This is a genomic window from Parasynechococcus sp. (assembly GCF_042954325.1).
Lineage (GTDB): Bacteria > Cyanobacteriota > Cyanobacteriia > PCC-6307 > Cyanobiaceae > Parasynechococcus.
Genome location: NZ_JBGKDS010000099.1, coordinates 1 through 18,646 on the forward strand (window position 1 = coordinate 1; position 18,646 = coordinate 18,646).

22 protein-coding genes are annotated in these 18,646 nt (G+C 55.4%); 8 read left to right on the plus strand and 14 right to left on the minus strand.

The annotated features are described in order from the left end of the window. Positions 1-452: 452 nt before the first annotated feature. From ACGVKB_RS12200 to ACGVKB_RS12230, 7 genes are all read right to left on the minus strand, one after another. A complete protein-coding gene (locus ACGVKB_RS12200; RefSeq protein WP_392352003.1) occupies positions 453-929 on the minus strand; it encodes a hypothetical protein in 477 nt (158 codons plus the stop codon). 46 nt (positions 930-975) lie between these two features. Then, a complete protein-coding gene (locus ACGVKB_RS12205) occupies positions 976-2,145 on the minus strand; it encodes a DUF2157 domain-containing protein (protein ID WP_392352004.1) in 1,170 nt (389 codons plus the stop codon). Between the two features lie 385 nt (positions 2,146-2,530). Then, complete coding sequence (locus ACGVKB_RS12210; protein ID WP_392352005.1) at positions 2,531-3,076, minus strand: HupE/UreJ family protein; 546 nt, start codon at positions 3,074-3,076, stop codon at positions 2,531-2,533. A gap of 3 nt (positions 3,077-3,079) precedes the next feature. Next, positions 3,080-3,661, minus strand: a complete 582-nt coding sequence (locus tag ACGVKB_RS12215) for a HupE/UreJ family protein (protein ID WP_392352006.1) — start codon at positions 3,659-3,661, stop codon at positions 3,080-3,082. 2 nt (positions 3,662-3,663) lie between these two features. Further along, entirely contained in the window at positions 3,664-4,677 is a 1,014-nt protein-coding gene (locus ACGVKB_RS12220) for a HupE/UreJ family protein (protein ID WP_392352007.1), read from the minus strand. Continuing rightward, positions 4,674-5,375, minus strand: coding sequence for a peptidyl-prolyl cis-trans isomerase (locus ACGVKB_RS12225; protein ID WP_392352008.1), 702 nt, complete (start codon positions 5,373-5,375; stop codon positions 4,674-4,676). Before ACGVKB_RS12225 ends, ACGVKB_RS12220 begins: the two co-directional genes overlap by 4 nt. Positions 5,376-5,578: 203 nt before the next feature. Continuing rightward, positions 5,579-7,516, minus strand: a complete 1,938-nt coding sequence (locus tag ACGVKB_RS12230; RefSeq protein WP_392352009.1) for a DUF3604 domain-containing protein — start codon at positions 7,514-7,516, stop codon at positions 5,579-5,581. A gap of 343 nt (positions 7,517-7,859) precedes the next feature. On the opposite strand from ACGVKB_RS12230, the gene ACGVKB_RS12235 reads away from it, so the two are divergent. The 5 genes from ACGVKB_RS12235 (at position 7,860) to ACGVKB_RS12255 (ending at position 13,933) form a co-directional block, all read left to right on the plus strand. Next, a complete protein-coding gene (locus ACGVKB_RS12235) occupies positions 7,860-8,816 on the plus strand; it encodes a permease (RefSeq protein WP_392352010.1) in 957 nt (318 codons plus the stop codon). 13 nt (positions 8,817-8,829) lie between these two features. After that, positions 8,830-9,483, plus strand: coding sequence for a TIGR03943 family putative permease subunit (locus ACGVKB_RS12240; protein WP_392352011.1), 654 nt, complete (start codon positions 8,830-8,832; stop codon positions 9,481-9,483). Beyond that, positions 9,480-10,799: a hypothetical protein gene (locus tag ACGVKB_RS12245; protein WP_392352012.1), complete on the plus strand. Its 1,320-nt coding sequence runs from the start codon at positions 9,480-9,482 to the stop codon at positions 10,797-10,799. The genes ACGVKB_RS12240 and ACGVKB_RS12245 overlap by 4 nt, the downstream gene beginning before the upstream one ends. A gap of 414 nt (positions 10,800-11,213) precedes the next feature. Continuing rightward, positions 11,214-12,395, plus strand: coding sequence for a YegS/Rv2252/BmrU family lipid kinase (locus tag ACGVKB_RS12250; RefSeq protein ID WP_392352013.1), 1,182 nt, complete (start codon positions 11,214-11,216; stop codon positions 12,393-12,395). Continuing rightward, positions 12,392-13,933: a metallophosphoesterase family protein gene (locus ACGVKB_RS12255; protein ID WP_392352014.1), complete on the plus strand. Its 1,542-nt coding sequence runs from the start codon at positions 12,392-12,394 to the stop codon at positions 13,931-13,933. Before ACGVKB_RS12250 ends, ACGVKB_RS12255 begins: the two co-directional genes overlap by 4 nt. 55 nt (positions 13,934-13,988) lie before the next feature. On the opposite strand, the gene ACGVKB_RS12260 is transcribed toward ACGVKB_RS12255, so the two are convergent. The 5 genes from ACGVKB_RS12260 to ACGVKB_RS12280 all read right to left on the minus strand — a co-directional run bounded on the left by ACGVKB_RS12260 (position 13,989) and on the right by ACGVKB_RS12280 (position 16,650). After that, complete coding sequence (locus ACGVKB_RS12260; protein ID WP_392352015.1) at positions 13,989-14,165, minus strand: hypothetical protein; 177 nt, start codon at positions 14,163-14,165, stop codon at positions 13,989-13,991. A 39-nt stretch (positions 14,166-14,204) separates the two neighbouring features. Beyond that, the gene (locus tag ACGVKB_RS12265) at positions 14,205-14,468 is read right to left on the minus strand and encodes a hypothetical protein (RefSeq protein ID WP_392352016.1); all 264 of its coding nucleotides are present in this window, start codon (positions 14,466-14,468) and stop codon (positions 14,205-14,207) included. Between the two features lie 161 nt (positions 14,469-14,629). Next, complete coding sequence (locus ACGVKB_RS12270) at positions 14,630-14,971, minus strand: c-type cytochrome (protein ID WP_392352017.1); 342 nt, start codon at positions 14,969-14,971, stop codon at positions 14,630-14,632. A gap of 186 nt (positions 14,972-15,157) precedes the next feature. Beyond that, the gene (locus ACGVKB_RS12275) at positions 15,158-15,727 is read right to left on the minus strand and encodes a CAAD domain-containing protein (protein ID WP_392352018.1); all 570 of its coding nucleotides are present in this window, start codon (positions 15,725-15,727) and stop codon (positions 15,158-15,160) included. Between the two features lie 578 nt (positions 15,728-16,305). Then, positions 16,306-16,650 carry a hypothetical protein gene (locus tag ACGVKB_RS12280; protein WP_392352019.1) on the minus strand — a complete coding sequence of 115 codons (345 nt, stop codon included), beginning with the start codon at positions 16,648-16,650 and terminating at the stop codon, positions 16,306-16,308. A gap of 2 nt (positions 16,651-16,652) precedes the next feature. Between ACGVKB_RS12280 and ACGVKB_RS12285 the strand changes: the two genes are divergently transcribed. From ACGVKB_RS12285 to ACGVKB_RS12295, 3 genes are read left to right on the plus strand one after another with little or no spacing between them, the layout of a single operon-like run. Then, positions 16,653-16,910: a hypothetical protein gene (locus ACGVKB_RS12285; protein WP_392352020.1), complete on the plus strand. Its 258-nt coding sequence runs from the start codon at positions 16,653-16,655 to the stop codon at positions 16,908-16,910. Between the two features lie 50 nt (positions 16,911-16,960). After that, positions 16,961-17,134, plus strand: a complete 174-nt coding sequence (locus ACGVKB_RS12290) for a gibberellin regulated-like protein (RefSeq protein WP_392352021.1) — start codon at positions 16,961-16,963, stop codon at positions 17,132-17,134. Positions 17,135-17,181: 47 nt separating this feature from the next. Continuing rightward, a complete protein-coding gene (locus ACGVKB_RS12295) occupies positions 17,182-17,421 on the plus strand; it encodes a hypothetical protein (protein ID WP_392352022.1) in 240 nt (79 codons plus the stop codon). 57 nt (positions 17,422-17,478) lie between these two features. Here the strand turns inward: ACGVKB_RS12295 and ACGVKB_RS12300 are convergent, their stop codons facing one another. Together ACGVKB_RS12300 and ACGVKB_RS12305 are read right to left on the minus strand one after the other, a co-directional pair. Continuing rightward, positions 17,479-17,799 carry a hypothetical protein gene (locus tag ACGVKB_RS12300; protein WP_392352023.1) on the minus strand — a complete coding sequence of 107 codons (321 nt, stop codon included), beginning with the start codon at positions 17,797-17,799 and terminating at the stop codon, positions 17,479-17,481. Positions 17,800-17,973: 174 nt separating this feature from the next. Next, positions 17,974-18,447, minus strand: a complete 474-nt coding sequence (locus tag ACGVKB_RS12305) for a DUF411 domain-containing protein (RefSeq protein WP_392352024.1) — start codon at positions 18,445-18,447, stop codon at positions 17,974-17,976. Positions 18,448-18,646 lie beyond the last annotated feature (199 nt).

Sequence of the window (18,646 nt, forward strand, 5' to 3'; positions counted from 1 at the left end):
ACCGTCATCTGCGGCCCCGTCGCCCTTCTGGTGTCCGGCATCGCAGCATCCCCTTTGATATCGCCGTGAGCCTGAACCGGCTGAATCACCGAAAGCAGCGAGCCGACCACAAAGGCTCCAACCAAGCCCTTTTGCATAGCAGCTGAACACTGAGACAAGAACCTTGATGCCTCCATGGATTCCTCTAAAGGGCGAACTCTGTCAACTCACCTTATTATCGCGAGTTGCTCATGAACATTCCCAGTTGCACAAAATTCCAGGGACAACTCAGGGACAAGTCCCTCAGACCTGATCCTGCAACTGAGAGCTAAGTGGCATCAGCAACCAGGTCGACAGACCGCTAAACCAACCGGCGCGAAACAAAGCACAACGCGATCGGCACAGGCCACAGCGGCGATGCAACGCTCCCGCTGCACGAAGAACAGAACAAACACAGAGAATTCGTGCTGACGTCATCGCAACGCCAAGGGCTCAATCTGACCATTTTGTTCGAGGCCGAGTTGGATCGGTCGCGGTGCTCCAGAACCCGGCAGTGTCACCTCAACCCAAAGGGTGTTGCCATCCGGACGAATGGACGGGTCGTCGACATCTGATGGAATAAAAAAGGCTAATTCTGGACCCGGAATGATGACAAGTGTTCCCTGCTCAAGTCGAAGTTCTCCAGCAAAGTTGTTCGATCTTGTTTGAACCGCCTGCTTTGCCAGCAGCCGATGATCCACAACGGAAAGGTTCACGTCTTGCCAGGTTCCGACGAGGTCTGATCTAGACAAACCATCCGACTGATCGGACAAAAAAGGAACCACCATCTTTAAGGTGATATATCGGCCACGGATCGGCAAGTTGGGATCCACTGGTTGCGTCGCAACCCAGGCGCGAGGGCTTGTCTGCCGTTCGAGCCAAAACAGCAACCCCGTTGACAGCAACAGCATGGCTTGAACTCCAGCCAGCAGCAGCGCTGGACTCCAGCGAACGCGACTATTCATGAGATGGTTGCGTCAGACGTGCAGAAGGGTTTGGAAGCAGAGCTTGTCGCAATCTGTTCAATCCCCAGCCACCAATAAAGAAGAACAAGCCAAGGCCCAACAGGGTGAGCGATCGATCAAAACGACCGATCACCTCGGTGAAATAGAAGCCAATCAATGTGATAGCTAGCAGAACGGTGCCGAGGTTGACACGCTCTGCGCGGGCTTCAGCAGCTCCCCAAACCATCAAGCCCACAGACCCGACCCCCCACCACAAAAAACTAAGCCCATTGAATCCAGGAATCTGAATCACTAAATCGAGGATCATCCAGATCGCTGCCCCGGCAAGTGGCCAGAAGCGTTGGGGACGCAGCCACCAACCAAGCAAAATCGGCCCACCCAACACCACACCCCAGACCACCAAGGACAACCAAAGTGGTTGTCCCAGAGCAGGCGAATCCAATCCCGTCGCCACCACAGCCCAAGTCACTGCTGATGGCACCAAGGCGAGACCACCGATCCACATCAACACCGACCGAGCGGGGGTCAATGGCACACGATGGGGCGCTGTGAAATACGTCAACGCGGTCAGAAGCGCTCCTGCAGCAAAAGGAACCTGCAGCCAATCGTTGGCATTCAAAGCCGAAAATCGTTCAACCAGATCAAAAACCCTGACGCTGATCCATCCGGGCAACAGCATGGAAAGCAAGGCCAGCTGGGGCCACTGCCGCAACAAAAGCCACCCGGCTGCAGCTCCAAAAGACCAGAGCAATAGCCCCCAACGGAACGACCAGAGAACATCGAGATGAAAAATCTGAGCGCAAAGAAACACCCCCGCACCAAAGGCCACCGAGCCAACCGCGTGCAATCCAATTGCCATCAGCTGAAAACGCTCGGTTAACCAGGCGCCACCCGCGTGCAATGTGATCACGATCAACAGAAGCAGGCTGACCCGCAAAGGCGGTGCCATCAGATCCCAGTGTGCGGAAACAAAGAGCATCAAGCCAGAAGCGAACAGCAGTGAACCCAGAAGGATTGACAAACGGATCGGCACAGCCAGATGAGGCACCGATGCAGGCTTGGACTGATTGGGCTGGGAATCTTCCCATTGCTGAATCGCTTCAGCAACATCGGCATCAATCAGACCAGCCTGCAACCATCGGCCAAGCTGCTCGCTCAACATGGGGGACGGTTCCATAGAGAACTGATGTTGAGATCAATTTTGAATGCTCAGGAGCAATCACCTTGGCGATCACCAAAACACTTGATCAGGATTCTTAAGTCATCCATGCCATCGCCCCGTTGTTGAACGCAAAACAGACGCATCTTTCGTGTTCAGACAGTGACCACATCGGTCGCTGTTAGCGACAAGCTTGGCGATGTCGAATGGCTGCGATCCCAGCCCTTACAGCACCGCAAATCGTCCGTTGGCGCATCGGCCGATCTCAAGGAGCTGAAGCTTGGATTGCTAGAGGGCTATCTGTCCGAAGACGCGTTTCGGACCATCGCTTTGAGACGCCATTGGGTCGGTGGTGAGGCGCTACCACCTATCAAGTCAGCACAACCGTTCAGCCTCGGAACTGCAGACCCAATGTGAGCAAACCTGCCGCGGCGATCCAACTTCCAACCACGCGGAGAGAGATGCGGATCCACTCACGGCGACTGACTGAGGTCTGAGCACTCACCAGTGCAGCGAGAACGGAGAGAGCACTGACAACTCCGAGCAGATCAAGCGACAGGGGGCCATCGAGGGGCATGGTGCTGCCGTTGCCAAGGCCAAACAGCAGACCGCTGATGGCGGACAAAACGGCCAGCCGGCGTGGTTGGAGGTGACACTGCAGTGCCACCAGGCATCCAATCAACGTGAACCAGAGAATGCTCGCGATGTCCAGGGAATCCCCAAGGGCCAACATCTGACCAAGACCGCCGCCGAGCAACCAACACAAGGGAAGCACCAGAAGCAGCACGCGCCCCCCCGCCGGACCCTGCTGACCAGACAGCAGCGAAAGGCCCAGGACAAGCAGAAGATCCGCCGGCGTGATCAACAGATGGGCGATGCCGTCATAGAAGCCACCGAAACCGGTTTCCATGAGGTGGGCAAACACTGGCGTCATCGGTCAGACCTGCAGCAGAAACCAGACACCACTGATAGTGATCGCAGCGCCAATCACCTGCACCAATCGGCGGCCGACGGGCCATTGACGCAGCTCACCCAACAGGATGCCCACCAGATGCAGCAGTCCGGTGGCGAAGACAAACGCCAGGCTGAACAGGAGGGCATTCGCTCCATCCGGTAGTTCTCGGCCGTGGGCATAACCGTGGAACAAGGCGAACACGCCGACGAGGGCCAACGCCACAGAGAGGGGGAGACGGCGCTCCAGCGCCACCAGCAGGCCCAGCACCATGCCTGAAATCGCGATCCCAACTTCCACTCCGGGGAGAGGCAGTCCCAGCAATCCAATCAGGCCACCCAGAGCCATCACCATCGGAAACGCCACCGGCAACACCCAGATGGCCGGCGCTGCCAGCACAGCGCCCCACAACCCGACGGCAACCATCGCCACAACGTGATCCAGGCCGGTGACCGGATGCAGCAAGCCGGACAACAAGCTGCCTGCACCGCCACTTTCAACATGGGCCCCAGCGGAAGGAGCCAACATGAACAGCAAAACCAGCAGCAGGACCATTCGGCGGGACATCATCAACCTCCAGGCAGAAACAGAGCGGTGGTGTGTTCAAAAGTCCAGAAGGCACCCGCTACACCCACGGCATAACCGGGCAAACGAACGGCCCACTGGGGCCAGTGAATCTCAAGCTGACGAAAGGAACGCTTGAGAGCAAGAACCAAAAACACAAAGACGTCCTGACCGATTTCGATGCCGATGTTGAACAGCAACAGAGCCAGCAACAACTCGCCACGGGGTAATCCCAACTCTGCGAGACCACTGGCATAACCAAAGCCGTGGATCAATCCAAACCCGAACGCGACCACCCAGGGCCGGCGAATGGTGAAGCTGGTCTGACCCCGCCAGCTGCGAACAACCTCAACCGCCATAAACAGAATCGAGAGCGCGATGGCCGCATTGAGAGGAGGCGTGGGGACGCGCATCACCCCGATCGCCGCCACCGACAACGTGACGCTGTTGGCCACTGTGAAGGCGGTAATCGTCTTGAACAACGTCCATCCATCACGGACGATCAGCAGCAAGGCCAGCACAAACATCAAGTGATCCACACCGAGCAGAATGTGCTCGATGCCCAGTCGTAGGTACGTGAAGGCGCTGGTCTGTTGCGCATCACCATCGACCGCACCGATCAAGGCCTGGCCCTTCTCCGGTTGGATCAGAATCGTTTCCGTCCCTGACGCGTTCAGGGAGGTCACGCGCAGCAGAACCTCCGTCCCCACAGCTCGCAAGCCATCAATACTGACAACGCGTCCCTGCAGAGATGCCTCACAGGTGAGTTGGGCTCCGTACACCAGGGCGCGGCGTTCCAGTCGCGCTTCCAGGTTGCCCTCCAACGCACAGTCGTCAGGGAATCGGGGAGCCAGAGGCAACCTTGCCCCACGCTGCAGGGGCAACTTCCAGATCACGTGATAGACGTTCTGGGCTGTCTCCTCGAGTTCGAGATAGCCCGGCATCAACTCATGGCCCAACACCACACAGGGCCAGAGCAGACCGAAGCAAAGCAGCAGCGGCAGGAGTCGACGAATCACGGTGTCAGCTCTGGTCGACGCACTGTGTACCTGTTCAACAAGCGTTGGTAGGCATCGTCTTGGTGCCGGCGAAGTTGTGCCTGACCCCAGTCGCGGCTGACCTCTGCACGAATGTCATCAAGCTCGGGGATCACCCCCTTCGAAACCGAGTCCACCCGAACCAAATGCTGTCCATAGGCCGATTCGATCGGCCCGGTCCAACGGCCTTGGGCCTGCTCGAGCAGAGCCTCGGTGAAGGTGGAGCCGAACAAAGCAACAAGCTCCTTGCGGCTGGTGTCTGACCAATTGTCAGCAAGATCAATAGGGTCACCAAGGCCTTCTTGGTCGGCCCCATCGCCTGGATTCGTCAACCGACGAAGTGCGTCCTGCACATCAAGGCCCAGGGACTCACCACGTTGTTGCGGATCGAAAAAAACATGCCGAAACGACACAACTGCATCGGTGCGGTATTGGTCAGGATGGGTTGCAAAATAATTCTCGAGGTCTGAATCAGACGGGGCCTTGTTGAGGAATTCACTCTCATTCAAGAACTCCATCTTTTGACGAAGACGCCGCCTGATCAACGTGTCGTTCTGATCAAGACCAAGCTTCATGGCTTCGCGGACATAGAGCTCCGTACGCACCTCATCGTCAATCAGCGCCTGCAATTCGCTTTGTGAGGGAGGACGCTGCCAGGTGCGGGAGAATTGGCTGACCATGCCCACAGCCTGATCATCCGTAATCACAATTTCAGACGTTATTGACTTCTGTGCTGGCCTCAACACAGCATGAACAACAAACAGACTCGCACCAATCAATAAAAATTGAACAACAGGCTCACGCAGCCATGTTCGTAAATGCTGAAGCTTTCCCATTGGAATGACTGGGACGGAGAGCGACCTCCGTCCATCTCACACAGCAATTAAGACGGGTTATACCAGACGGGACTGGAGAACGCCCGTTCTTGATGGCTGTAGGGCAAGTCCTTCGGCATTTCTGCGAAGTTATCGAATCTCTTACGGTCAAAAGCCAACCAGGTCGGAGTTGGAATCTCCAAGACTCGGACGTAATAAAACGATCTCTGAGTGGGGTCGAAGTCAGGATCTGTCCAAGATCCACTCAGTGATGCTGCTCCGATGTTGTTCTTATAAGTGGCTTCTGTCTCGTCGACTGTATTTCCAACAGGGGGAATGGAACCATCATCAGCCAAGGTTCTCTTGTCGGGATCCGACCAGGTCACGTTATAGATTTTTTCATCCGTCGTGCCATCGGCCTTCAGCCAACCTTTGACGATCTGAATGCGATCAAGATTGGCTCCATCAGGATCTCGACGAGCCTTGATCTGGAACGTAGGCGCCTTGCCGTCTGGCGCCTGAGTGAGATCTCCACCCATCGGAACGCCCTTAAGGCAAGCGGCCTTTGCCCAATTATTAGCAGATAATTCAGTACCGTCGAAGTCAAAGCCCCCATACATTTGAACAGAAAGGAGGGTTCCTGTTGTGCCAAACACCTCCTTACGCTCCATGGCATCGAACAACCCTTCTCGGGTATTTTCCGAGGCCCAAACACCAGCAAGGCCCGACGAGCCAATCTGGTAGTTGTACATATCCAAGGACTTGTCCGTTGCTGACTTCAGAAGATGCTTCTTCCAGCGATCCTTGGAAGGCTCAGACGTGAAGGCTTTTCCGAAGAAAGCATTTTCATCCGTTGTCACCAAAGACGTGTGGCTATCCGTGGCGCCAATCACACCAAACTTAAATGGATTCACCCCATCGAGTTGATCCTGTAATTCCAGGCCACGACGAAGGCCGGGACGCACATATTCATATTTCATCATCTCTTTGGTCGGAGCCTTAAAGGCGCCAAGATTGGAATTATCCAACAACCAGAAATCGGCGAATTCATCGTTTGGAGACAGCAGAGGATGGGCCTCGCTGTGGCCTTTGATCTGTGTGATTTCAAACAGAGGTTCCCGCTTCTGCCTGCGGCGGGCGTAATCAGCATCGATGGGCTGATTGGTCTCCTGATGACGCGGCAGGAACATCGTGCCGCTGGAGAGGTTTCCGTTATGCGGAATCGCTAGGGCGCGACCTCCGGTTTTGTTCTCATAACCATCCATAAAGGTCCACAGATCCTCCACATCTTCGGAGTCGTAGGCCGAGAAGGGCGTGACCTGCTCAGCACGATCTTTGCCGTCCCGGAGGATCACAACCCGGTGCAGATTTCCGCCACCCGGCTGGCTTGTCCATTCGAAACCGATCAGGGCCGTGAATTCACCAGGCTTGTTGTATGCCTCAGCACTATCCAGGTTGGCACCCCATTCATTTTCAGAGAAGCCCTTAGGTAATTTCTTCGAGGTTCCCAATGCCACACCTCGAATAAATTCAGAGGCTGCCTCAACACCCTTTCCGTCCTTCACCAGATCATGGAGCCTCTTCCCGAACTCATCGCCGATCAGGCCCTCATCGGAGCGATCAATCGCCTGTTGTAGTCCAATACTTTCAGCGTGATCAGCAACGACGATGAAGTCATGGGGCCGTCGGAGCTGAACATCCTCGCCAATGCTTGACGTGACTTTCTTGCCCAGAGCGAACTCGTAGGCCGTATCGCGATCGAGCTTATTGCCAAACATTCCTGCATCCGGTGATGCACTGGTATGCAGGTGCGTATCACCAAAAAAGGGCCGTTCTCCCGCTAGACACTCAGCCGACTGGGATGCACCTGCGGTTGATGCCCCATCTCCGTTATTTGTATTTGACGCGGTCTTCTCTCCAGTCGAACAGGAGGCCAGAAGTGGCTGGAGAGCAACAAGAGATGCTGCAAACAATAGGTTTACGCGCACAGAAACCCCTTGAGTCATCAGCACTCGGTTTCTAGCAGTGACAACTCACTGAATCTGCTGTTCTGGATCACAAAACAACGAAAAAGACCCAGATGCGTCTTTTACGGACCAATAAATACGAGAATGATTATCATTCTTGCACAGCCAATCCATGGGGGCTTCGGTTGCGTCTGCAATCGAGCCAAGAGGCGTTGGTTCTTTCATTGACATCTCAGCGTGACTGCAGCCTGCCAACCATCACGACGCCATCTCAATGGCATCAGGGCGACATCCCTCAGCCCCAAAAACCTCAACGCCCTCGATCTGTCGTTGCAATTGCCGATGGAGCTGACAAGATCGAAACTGTTGATTCGTGCACGGCGTGGAACGGATAGCCACTGCCTGGGCAATCTTTCAAGGTCTGTTACTCGAAGCAATTCCGTTTCTGCTGCTCGGTGTGCTGATCGCTGGCTTGGCGCGCTGGCTGGTTCCTCAGAGCGCCTGGGTCAGTCGACTGCCCAGCAACCCAGTACTCGCTCCGATCACCGGTGCACTGATGGGATTTGCCTTGCCGGCCTGTGAATGCGGCAATGTTCCGGTCGCCCGACGCCTGCTCGCCAGCGGAGCGCCACTGGGCACTGGCTTCGGCTTCCTGTTCGCTGCACCAGTGCTCAATCCGATCGTTCTCGCCAGCACCTGGGCCGCGTTTCCTGACCAACCCTGGCTCCTGGTCGCCAGGCCTCTTGGAGCGTTCTTGCTGGCGATTCTGCTGAGTCTGCTGCTGGTGCAACTCCCCGAGGCACAACTTCTCGAAACGGCATTGTTGAGCGAACGACGCCTTAGTCAACCGCTCCGCAACCTGGACCTGCTCCAACGCAGCAGCGGCTTGATTGGTGAACCTCTACCAGCGGTGATGCCGGAGAAACCGCAGCGCCCATCGCCCCGCGACGTGCTCGATCAAAGCAGTCGTGAATTCCTGGATCTTCTGGCGTTGCTCGTGCTGGGCTGCATCATCGCCGCCCTGGTCCAGACCTGGTTACCCCGCAGTTGGTTGCTGAACATCGGTGGTGCCCCGACGGCCTCGATCCTGGCCCTGATGGTGCTGGCCGTCGTGGTGTCGGTGTGCTCAAGCGTTGATGCTTTTCTCGCCCTCGGTTTCGCCGCGCAGGTGACGCCGGGAGCGCTGTTGGCCTTTTTGCTACTTGGACCCGTTGTGGACCTCAAATTGGCCGGATTGTTCACGGTCTTGATGCGGCCCCGCGCCATTGCGATCACAGCGGTCGCTGCCAGCCTTGGCGTGTTGCTGATCGGCCAGTGGGTCAACCTGTGGCAACTGTGATGCGGGGGATGCGATGACGCGAGGTCTGCTGTTGATCCTCTGGGGGTGGATGGTCCTGTGGAGTGTGATCAGCGGTCGGCTGGATCTGCTCCTGCGCGGCGTGTTTCACACGCTGGTTGGGGCTGCTGGGTTGGCTCTGCTCATGGCCGGCCTGCTGCTGATGATCCGCCATCGCCGTCAGCGGGACGCCCCCCGTTGGCCCTGGCTGGCGAGCGGTGTGCTGGCTGGGTTGGTGCTACTCATTCCACCCAATCCATCTTTTAGTGATCTCGCGAACAATCGCCCCCAGGGTCTGCCTGAGCCCCCGGAACTGGCCTTTGTGTTGCCACCGGAACAGCGCAGCCTCACCGAATGGGTGCGACTGCTGCGGAGTCAGCCTGATCCCGATCTCGTCGCCGGGAATCCTCTGAACATCAGTGGCTTCGTCTGGAGACAACCCGATGGGCCTCCCTTGATCGCACGACTCACCGTCCGCTGCTGCCTGGCCGATGCCACCCCGTCAGGCCTGACCGTCGCCTGGCCGGCGGACGCGCAACCGAAAGCAAACGAGTGGTTGGCGATTCAGGGGACCATGGCAGCGGAAACCCGTAACGGCGAGCGGATTGCTGTTGTGGTGCCGACAACCATCAAAACCATCCCCCGCCCCAAGCGGCCATTGGAGCCTTGAACGCTCGTCTCCCATTTGCGCTGGCACTCTCAGCCGGGCTGGTGCTGATTCAGCAGCAGATTCTGCTGCGGCAGCCCCCCCGTCTTGCCGCACTGAGCCAGCAACCCATTCACTCCGGCAGCGCCGCCCTGGATCTGCGGTTCAGCCGGCCGATGGACCACACCAGCGTCAGCACCGACAGTCGGGTGGTTCCCGCCTTGAGCCATCGCTGGCTCGGAACCAATAACCCCCTGCGGTTGGTGATGGACCCCGGTGAGGCCATCACTGAACCCGTTCAGCTCGAGCTGGCTGGTGAGGACCTGCGTCAAAAGCGGATGGTGACGCAGACCTGGTGGTGGGAACCCCGTCCGTGGCTGGTGGTGACCCGGCAGGTTGAGGGCGGGGAGCAGCTCCAATTGCTGGATCATGACGGGCATTGGCGACCACTCAGCCCGGTTTGGAAACAGATCACCAAACTGACGCCGATCGGCAACGGTCGAGGCGTGGCCATGGTGAGCAGTGATGGCGAAGCCAGAGAAAAGATCTGGCTCCGACATCTCAAACGGCAGAGCCTGGCCCAACAACGGCAGCTCTTACAACCACCACAACCGGAACAGCTGGAGTTACTGGCTGAAAAGGAAGTGCTGTTTGGGCACCTGAGCAGCAATCTCAATGGAGATCTGCTGTTGCAAACCGGGGGATTCTTCCCCGGCAGCGAACGGCTTGAACTGATTAAAGCCAACGGTCAACGGCAGTCACTGAACCAGGTCTCCTCGGGTCCGATGGAACTGATTCCCTCCGGAGGCGGCCTGGTTGTGCCCTTGTACGACAGCCTCAGCCTTCGCCCTCTGGTGGACAACGGCCGTCCTGCACAGGCGCTCCCCGGCAATCGTGAACTGGGAGCCTTTTGCGCCGCATCGGGACGCGCCGTCCTGATTCGCCACTGGCCCGATTACCGGCGTTCCATTGAACTTGTCATTCCAGGGCTGGCCCCACGGCAGCTCTGGGTCGGTGAACAAGCCGTGCTCGGAGTGGCCTGCGACGGCAATGGGGAACGCATCTGGGCGGTGCTGGGGCAGTGGAGTGGCGACCGCGGAATCCACTCGATCCTGCTGCTCAATGGAGAAGGAACACCACTGAAACAGCAACCTCTGGCTCCATGGTCGATGAAAGGCGGCACCCCCGTGCAGTTCGATCCCGTCAGCCGGCAGCTCCTGATGACAGTGATCCAACCCAACAAGCGGGACAGTCACCCCGCACTGATGGATGCGCAAAGCCTCGAGTGGCGGAGGATCCTTGCCGTGGATGTCGGGGAATCCCAGTGGCTCTCCCCATGACCCCATCGGCAGCCCATGCCGATGCAGGACCCATTGAGCCGAATCGGACGGCAATGCCCCGAGATCGGTCCCCAGACCCAAGACAGTTGCTAAACAAGAGCCAAGATCACATCACGTCATGCCTCGCCCCGACGACGCATTGTTGGCGCATACAACGCTGAATTTTTGCGATCACGGGCTGATCAAGCGAGGCACTTTGAACCTGAAAGTATTGGCCTAAAACGACCGATTCGACCAAGCCGAAGATCCACAAGACAACCGCTCAATCAGAACCCAGCCAACCGATCGATGCCCTCAACATTAATCCTCAATGCTGATCAAGATGCATGCTCTGCATTAGGGACCTGGGTCAGCAACAACAGCAAAATTCTGGCTGGGTTTTCGCTGCTGATCGCCGAAGATGTTCTGCAGCGATTGACCATTCAGGAGTCTTTACAGCACTTATCGATCACCGCATGTCGACCCCTGCGTCAAGGGGGAGACATTGCAATGGCAGCCAAAATCCTCGATGGGGAAACCAGTGGTCTCATTCATTTCCCTGCTCCGCCAGAAGGAAAAGCCAACCCGGTGCTGTCCGAGCCACTGGTTCGTGCAGCACTGCTCTCCGACCTGCCCATCGCTCTGAATCCAGCCACGGCATCGGCACTGCTGATCGGCGTGCGGCGAAGTCGACGGGGCTATCTGATTTTTAATCCAGTCTCTGGACAAGGCGATCCTGAGATCGAATTAGCTGAAATCCGGCGGTATCTGGAACCGCAATTCATGCTCCAGATTTGGAAAACAAGTCCCGAGCTCGACCCAGCAGAACAGGCTCGGGATTTGATCAAGGAAATCAAGGCCTTTGAAGCCCAAGGAGAGGGAGATTCCATCATCATCGCCTCAGGCGGTGATGGAACGGTTGGTGCCGTCGCAAGTGCCCTTCAGGGGACCGACATCCCCCTTGGCATCATCCCCCGAGGAACAGCCAATGCGTTTTCAGTGGCGCTTGGGATCCCCACTGGATTAAAAGCAGCATGCACGAATCTGCTCCTCGGCAATCTCAGACGCGTCGATGTTGCCCTGTGCAACGACCAACCGATGATTCTGCTTGCTGGGCTTGGCTTTGAAGCAGGAATGGTCGATAAAGCCAATCGAAAATTAAAAAATATTCTCGGGCCCATGGCCTACATCTTCTCAGGGGCAAGGCAGATCGTTGACCAGAAACCATTCAAAGCCGATTTACAGGTCGAGGGCAAAGATTACAGCGTCAATGCCTGTGCAATTACAATTGCCAACGCTGCTCCTGCGACATCTGTCATGGCTCAGGGATTTGGCAAAGTGATACCCGATGATGGCTTGCTTGATGTCATTGTAGCCTCACCAAAAGACACAATAAGTGGACTTTCAATCCTGTCCAGCCTGGCTTGGTCGGCTGCAATGAGCAGCAATGCCAATAACAATGATCTGGCTTGCTTTCGAACCAATCAGATCAAAATCGAACTAGACGAAACACAGAAACTGGTCATCGACGGAGAGATTCTCGACGCGACATCGGTCACGGTCACGATCAAACCAAGGGCCCTACAGGTTGTTGCTCCAATCCCTCTGAAATCTTGAACCTCGCAAGCGATCCATCGATCCAGCGCAAGATCAGCCAGATGGCGGCCCGCGTGCGTTGGAAACAACCGGAGCTGGTCCAACAGGGTATTGACCAGACACGGCTTGTCCTGGACCACGAAACCAACCGATCGGAACGGGACGAAGCGTTTCACTTCCTCGTTCTTGGAGACAGTGGCACCGGACGTCATCGCTTCCACAGCCCTCCCCGACGCATCGCCGAACGGCTGCTGGCCCACAAAGACGATGCCGCCTATCTGCTGCACACCGGAGATGTGGTTTATCTGGTCGGAGCAGCGGATCAATACCGCGACAATTTTCTGAAGCCGTACCGGGAATGGCTCCAGAACGGCGACGCGTGGAGCACCATGAGCCATCAAGGGCTGGTCTTCAACCAACCCTTTCTTCCCGTTCCCGGGAATCACGATTATTACGACCTCTCACTCCCGGTGGCTTTGCTGGCCGGCCTGACACTGCCACTGCGTCGCCATCTCCAGTGGTTCCACGACATCGATGCGGGGTGGCGTGGATCCGGACAAGGGGAAACCTATGCCCGTGCCTTTCTGGATGTTCTGAACGACATCCCCCCCGCTCAATTAACGGATCACCTCGCATCCCATTACGACGCGAGCTGGGGAGAGCATCGATGCATGCGCTACCGACCGGGAATCACGACACGTCTGCCCAATCGCTACTACCGCTTTCGACATGCCGGTGTCGACGTGTTTGCACTGGATTCAAACACCTTGATCGCAACCGACGACCCATCACTGGACCAACGCGACCGACGCCATGCATTGAAGACACTGGAACAACGTCAATCCGCGTTGTACAAAGCCTTGGCAAGCAGCGGATTAGAGGAAGAGAAACGCGATGACTTGTTAGACGAACTGGAGACGCTTGAGGAACAATGCTTCGACCTTCAACGCAAGTTCAGACATAAAGATGTGGTCGACCATGAACAACTGGAGTGGCTCAAAGAGGGCCTGATCGAATCACACCGGGATCCAGCATCCAGGGGCCGAATCCTGACCATGCACCACCCCCCCTACGTGACTGAAAAAACAAAGTGGAATCAGGGCGATACAACCGCAATTCGACATCATTTGCGTGGTGTTCTCGATGCAGTGTGTTCAACCATTCGGCACGACGGGAACAAGGCGAAGCCCGTGGACCTTGTCCTCAGCGGCCATGCCCATTGCATGGAAGTGCTGCGCACCCATGACACCGGACATGCGGACAGCCACCTCAACTGGGTCATCTGCGGAGCCAGCGGTTATGGATTGAGAGATCAGCGTCGTGAAGGAAGCAAGCTGATGGAGAACGACGATCAAGGCCAAGCCAAAGTGGTGGCCGAAAGCCAACTGTTCATTGACCGAAACTGGCAAGGCGCTGCGGGGAGACATGCCTATAGCGGCATGCGCGTCGACATTGGATCTGGACGGCCGCTGAGCATCCAATTAACCCCTTTGGTGTCATGTCGGGATGGCAAACACTGGCTGGATGCTGACCCTGAACGGATCACACTGAAGGCTTAGGGCATGGATCTGTGGCAGGTCTAGGATGAAGCGAGAGCACTGTTACCGATAACATCTAAGAATCGAGACAATTCGCGTCGATCTTGGCCTGTGGATTCAAACGCAGAATCATCCACAACAACATGGCAGAACAGGCGCGATCGTTCACACCATATTCGTAGCTCCAGTCGTTCACCATCGAAATCAATTCCTGCTGCGCATGGGATATGAATTCATCGGTCCATTCATCCATGGGAACCCAAACCAGGCAATTAATTATAAATCAATCGACTCAGTCGGCATCATCTTCTGAGGCATAAAAGGGTTCACTGCGACCAGGCTTGTCGTTGCCGAGCACAAGAGCCTTTAAAATATCGTCGCTTTCAAACACAAACAAACTGTCTTCATCTGGATGGACGCCATCCATTTCAGGATGATTGTTCACAAGGCGATGCAAGCGATCACGAGACTTAAACCAACGAAAAGCCTTCTCACCGAGATAAACAATCAATGCAAGATTAACGAGACCGAGAGTTAGAACAATCAATACCTGCATTAGACCCGGTACGACTTGATATCACCATAGCTGCAGATGAATCCCGAAGCTGTGTCGATTGGACCGCGACCCACGTGGCTCGACGTGCCACAACAAAAAAGCCGGAATGCAAAGCATCCCGGCACGTGAGGTCTGATCAGAGGAGATCGTCAGAGAAAGGGTCAGGCCCAACCGTTGACGGACTGGGACTCGACATAGGCGGCGACATCAGAGATGTCATCGGCACTGAGCTTGGCCCCGAAAGCAGGCATCCCGTTCTTGCCGTTCGTCACCTGATAAGCAATGGCAGACTCATGGCCATCGTTGTAATTGGCGAGATAGGCCTTGAGATCATCTTGTTGCAGCGTCCGCTGACCATTAACAACGTTGCCACCCCCGATGTGGCAGGCGGCACAGTTTGCGGTGAACACCTGGGCCCCGTGGGCGGTGTCCGCAGCCATCACAGCTGAGGGAGCAACCAGGGCAAGGAGGGCTCCGAGAGCCAAAGCCAACAGATGACGCATGAGATGAGTAATTGCACTCAGCCCATGAGATCACAGCCGTTGCGGAATGAACCGCACAAGTGACGGGAATTCATTGTCCTTTTGTGAAGAAAAATTGTGAAAATTGAGGCAAAACAGCCTCAGCCAGCTCAATCGGCGTCACAAGCCCCACATGAAAAATAGAAATCAGACCCTGGGCTTCATTGATCACGATGACGACTCAGTCTTGGACTGCGAATCTGTCGAACCAAGCAACTCTTTCTTCAAGACTGCAATCCGTGCAAATAGCTCAGCCCTCTTGTTTTGCATCAATAAGTTGGTGGAGGCAAAACGGACGAAAACGATTAAACCGGCCAGCTCAAAAAGACCTTGAAATAGGCCACCAACCAATGGAAAGTTATTGACAGTCTGAATAACCGTGATCACCGAAGTCAGCATCACGCCTAGCATGACAGCCCCAAAGATCATGATAAATACCGGATAAATCTGCGTAAAACCTTCGAGATTTAATCCTTTCATGGCTTCATAGCCCGTGGATAATTGACGCAGGAGATTGGCAAGGATGTCTCCTTCTCCCATGCTGGGCTGATCAGCATCAGGCGTTGATGATGATGTTTCCACCAACGGACTTGCTGGCTCGCTGGAGAGCAACAAACTGTCATCCGACTGCTCTCCGCTGCTCACGGAAGTCATTTCGGGTTGTTTGAAGTCAACTTGAAGAGCCTGATCAACCTGTTGATATGTCATTTCCGGAGATGGTTCAGGATTAGGCAGCACAACAAAGCCCCACGGAGCGACTAATATGACCCAAGAAAGAAAAATCCCAGGTTAATCTTCAAAAAAGAAAGACTGTCTACACATATCTACGCGCAAAAATGGCAAGTAAACACAAATCTACACGCTTCTCGAAATATATTGCAACCGATTGAGCTGATAGCAATGTATTTTGATTGGCAGAATGTCTGAATTTGATTGCATCATCAATGGGACTCGCGGGTCAAAGCCTCCCCAGATGATGAACCCACCGCCCGTGGCAACCGATCGGCTCAAAGATCAGCTAGGACAGTGGCGCTCTCATGATCAGCGTCGGTGAGATGACACAGCTGGAAATCATCCGTCTCAGGGCGAAGCTGCATCGCCTCGACTGTTCAGAAGCTGCCATTCAACGCTTTTTGGAGGATTGTGAGTCCAATTTGGACACGTATGACTCCGCGTGCAGACGAATTGATCAATGGGAAATCCATGATCCAAACACAATGATTCTGCAAGCAGCGGCCTGTGGGCTGATTGCAGCTGTATTGGGTGGAACCCTGGCTCGGATCGGTGGCGTCTAGATCTGAACCAACCTGATTGGATCAATCGGACTGCTGGTCCATCACCCGATTCAGCACAGCTTGTTTAATCCGAGCACGGTCGCGTTCAACATAAATTTCAGCCACCAGCTTGGGCTTTGATTTTTGTTGAAATGCATCGAGCTGTTGATCAAGCTCCGAAAAAACAGCATCGACAAAACGCTCAGGCTCGTCCCCGAAACTTTCATACCCAGCCAAAACCTTGTCTAGACGTTTGATCAGACGGCTTGCGCGTGACATGGACGGATCAACATTGAAATCATTATGAAGGCTCCGACCTGAAACCACGACCAACAATTCGCTTTTGCGCACACCAGTGCGTTCAGAATGGTTCCACACTCCAGTCATCCGTGAACGATCACTCCAACCAACCGTTGTCCCCCCGGGAGATGGTGCGAGCCCATGCCTATCCGGTGCTGGCAACACTGAGCACGCTCTCTCTGATTGGGATTACCGTTCTGCTGGTTCCTCAGTCTGTCCGACATCATCGCTTCAACCGTTGTGTCGAACAGCAGTTGCGGATGAACAGCACTGGGGAGGCTGCCGTACCAAAGGATGTGCATCCGTTCACCAACGCCAAGGTTGTTTCAGCATGTTCTGGACTTTGATCACGCAACGGTCGACATACAGATTCATTGTTTTAGGTCTTGTGATCGCGATGGGCTTCAACGGGTCTCCTGCAACGGCTCATCCGAAAGGCTTGTATTCAACGGAACAGGAAGCACTTGAGCGTGCTCAACAGATCGGCTGCGACAACGTGCATCGCAATAACGGTCGTTGGATGCCTTGTCGTGATGAACGGGAGCTGCATCGACAATTGCGCAAGAATTGAGCGTGCCAACAGCACATCCACAGCGTCAAGCCCGACGTTTACATCGCATGTTGGTCCCATTGGCCGCAGGAGCCCTGTTGTTAACGGCTATGACTGGATCGCTGTATTCACTCTTGCTTGAGCAGGGTATCGATGCATTCTGGCTGTTGAAGATCCACACAGGCCGATTTGGTGTGGTCAACCTTCAACCGGCTTATCCTTTGTTGTTAGGGCTTCTCACACTGTTTTTGACGGGTTCCGGTCTTGTGATGCTGCTCAAACGATCACCTGACAAGGTGAGGAACTAACTGATGTGGATATTTCAATGAATCGGTCGGAAAATCCAAACAAGACCGATTGATTGCCTACTTGCCCTGGCATGCAAATTCGATCCAATCAACACCAACACCCGCGGGGTCATTGGCTGCCAATTGATCCATTGCGCTGCCAATAAACTTGGTTTTGCAATCAACGATCATCGTAAAAGTTGACGTCTCATCACCATCAGATGCGAATACACTAATAAACTGTATCTTGCCCTGGGATACAGTTTTCCGAACAAAATAGCTTGTGGCACCCGATGAGTTCATGTAGGTGTAACCCGATGGTGCTTCAGCGGATTGAACCGGCTGAAGTGTTGTGGTCGCCATCGCAATCAAGCCAACCATTGCCTGGGTGAATTTCATGACGTGCTTCGGGGGATGAATTCAGGGCACAACGACCGTCCCCAATCAAATTGAGTTAGCAACGGCGCAGGAAACCTGCCGAAGGACTCTCCAATTTCTTCTGTTCCATCGATGCTCCGACGCTGTTGACGAGGGGAGAACGAACAGCAAGCACTCGACACTTCCTGAGTGGGTTCAAGACGAGGGTGAACCGGGCCCAAAGTGCTCAAAGACCTCAGTGCGGCCATCCCAGTCGATGGCCAAAACGTCGTAGCGATCGGCGGGAACTCCGTCCATCTCCATTCCCGGTGAACCGACAGGCATGCCAGGTGCGGTCAGGCCCTGGATCGTTGGTTGCTCAGTCAACAGTCGTTGAACCGTGTGGGCGGGCACGTGTCCTTCGACGACGTAACCACCGATGAACGCCGTGTGGCACGACGACAGCTCCGATGGAATCCCTGACGCAACCTTGATCGCGTCGAGGTCCTCCGAGACGTGGTCCTCCAAGGGGAAGCCAGCGTTGGCCATGTGCCGCATCCAATCGAGGCAACACGTACAGCTCGGCGAGCGAAACACCACATCGACCGACCCTGTTTCGGCTCCAACAGGAGTGGCGAACAGAGCGATGCCCAAGACACTCGCAACCAAGGCACGCCGAAGGCGACCCAACCAGGCAGCGCAATCAGTCAAAGGCGGATCCCGGATGTTGAGGACAGATCGACGTCATAGCCGAAATGAGCATGAACACCGATTGCCCTGTGTGTGTCCAACCACGAAAGTGAGTCCATCGAGATCGGAGGCGCCAATGACGGCCGACACTCCACCTGAGTCTTCAACAGAAGCAACCTGACTTTTCTGGCCCCTGCTC

Excerpts from the sequence above, each read along its gene's own strand:
- ACGVKB_RS12200 (WP_392352003.1), bottom strand. The coding sequence starts at position 929 with ATGCTGTTGCTGTCAACGGGGTTGCTGTTTTGGCTCGAACGGCAGACA.
- ACGVKB_RS12205 (WP_392352004.1), bottom strand. The coding sequence starts at position 2,145 with ATGTTGAGCGAGCAGCTTGGCCGATGGTTGCAGGCTGGTCTGATTGAT.
- ACGVKB_RS12210 (WP_392352005.1), bottom strand. The coding sequence starts at position 3,076 with ATGACGCCAGTGTTTGCCCACCTCATGGAAACCGGTTTCGGTGGCTTC.
- ACGVKB_RS12215 (WP_392352006.1), bottom strand. The coding sequence starts at position 3,661 with ATGTCCCGCCGAATGGTCCTGCTGCTGGTTTTGCTGTTCATGTTGGCT.
- ACGVKB_RS12225 (WP_392352008.1), bottom strand. The coding sequence starts at position 5,375 with ATGGTCAGCCAATTCTCCCGCACCTGGCAGCGTCCTCCCTCACAAAGC.
- ACGVKB_RS12230 (WP_392352009.1), bottom strand. The coding sequence starts at position 7,516 with ATGACTCAAGGGGTTTCTGTGCGCGTAAACCTATTGTTTGCAGCATCT.
- ACGVKB_RS12240 (WP_392352011.1), top strand. The coding sequence starts at position 8,830 with ATGACGCGAGGTCTGCTGTTGATCCTCTGGGGGTGGATGGTCCTGTGG.
- ACGVKB_RS12260 (WP_392352015.1), bottom strand. The coding sequence starts at position 14,165 with ATGGATGAATGGACCGATGAATTCATATCCCATGCGCAGCAGGAATTG.
- ACGVKB_RS12265 (WP_392352016.1), bottom strand. The coding sequence starts at position 14,468 with ATGCAGGTATTGATTGTTCTAACTCTCGGTCTCGTTAATCTTGCATTG.
- ACGVKB_RS12270 (WP_392352017.1), bottom strand. The coding sequence starts at position 14,971 with ATGCGTCATCTGTTGGCTTTGGCTCTCGGAGCCCTCCTTGCCCTGGTT.
- ACGVKB_RS12280 (WP_392352019.1), bottom strand. The coding sequence starts at position 16,650 with ATGACTGGAGTGTGGAACCATTCTGAACGCACTGGTGTGCGCAAAAGC.
- ACGVKB_RS12290 (WP_392352021.1), top strand. The coding sequence starts at position 16,961 with ATGGGCTTCAACGGGTCTCCTGCAACGGCTCATCCGAAAGGCTTGTAT.
- ACGVKB_RS12295 (WP_392352022.1), top strand. The coding sequence starts at position 17,182 with ATGTTGGTCCCATTGGCCGCAGGAGCCCTGTTGTTAACGGCTATGACT.
- ACGVKB_RS12300 (WP_392352023.1), bottom strand. The coding sequence starts at position 17,799 with ATGAAATTCACCCAGGCAATGGTTGGCTTGATTGCGATGGCGACCACA.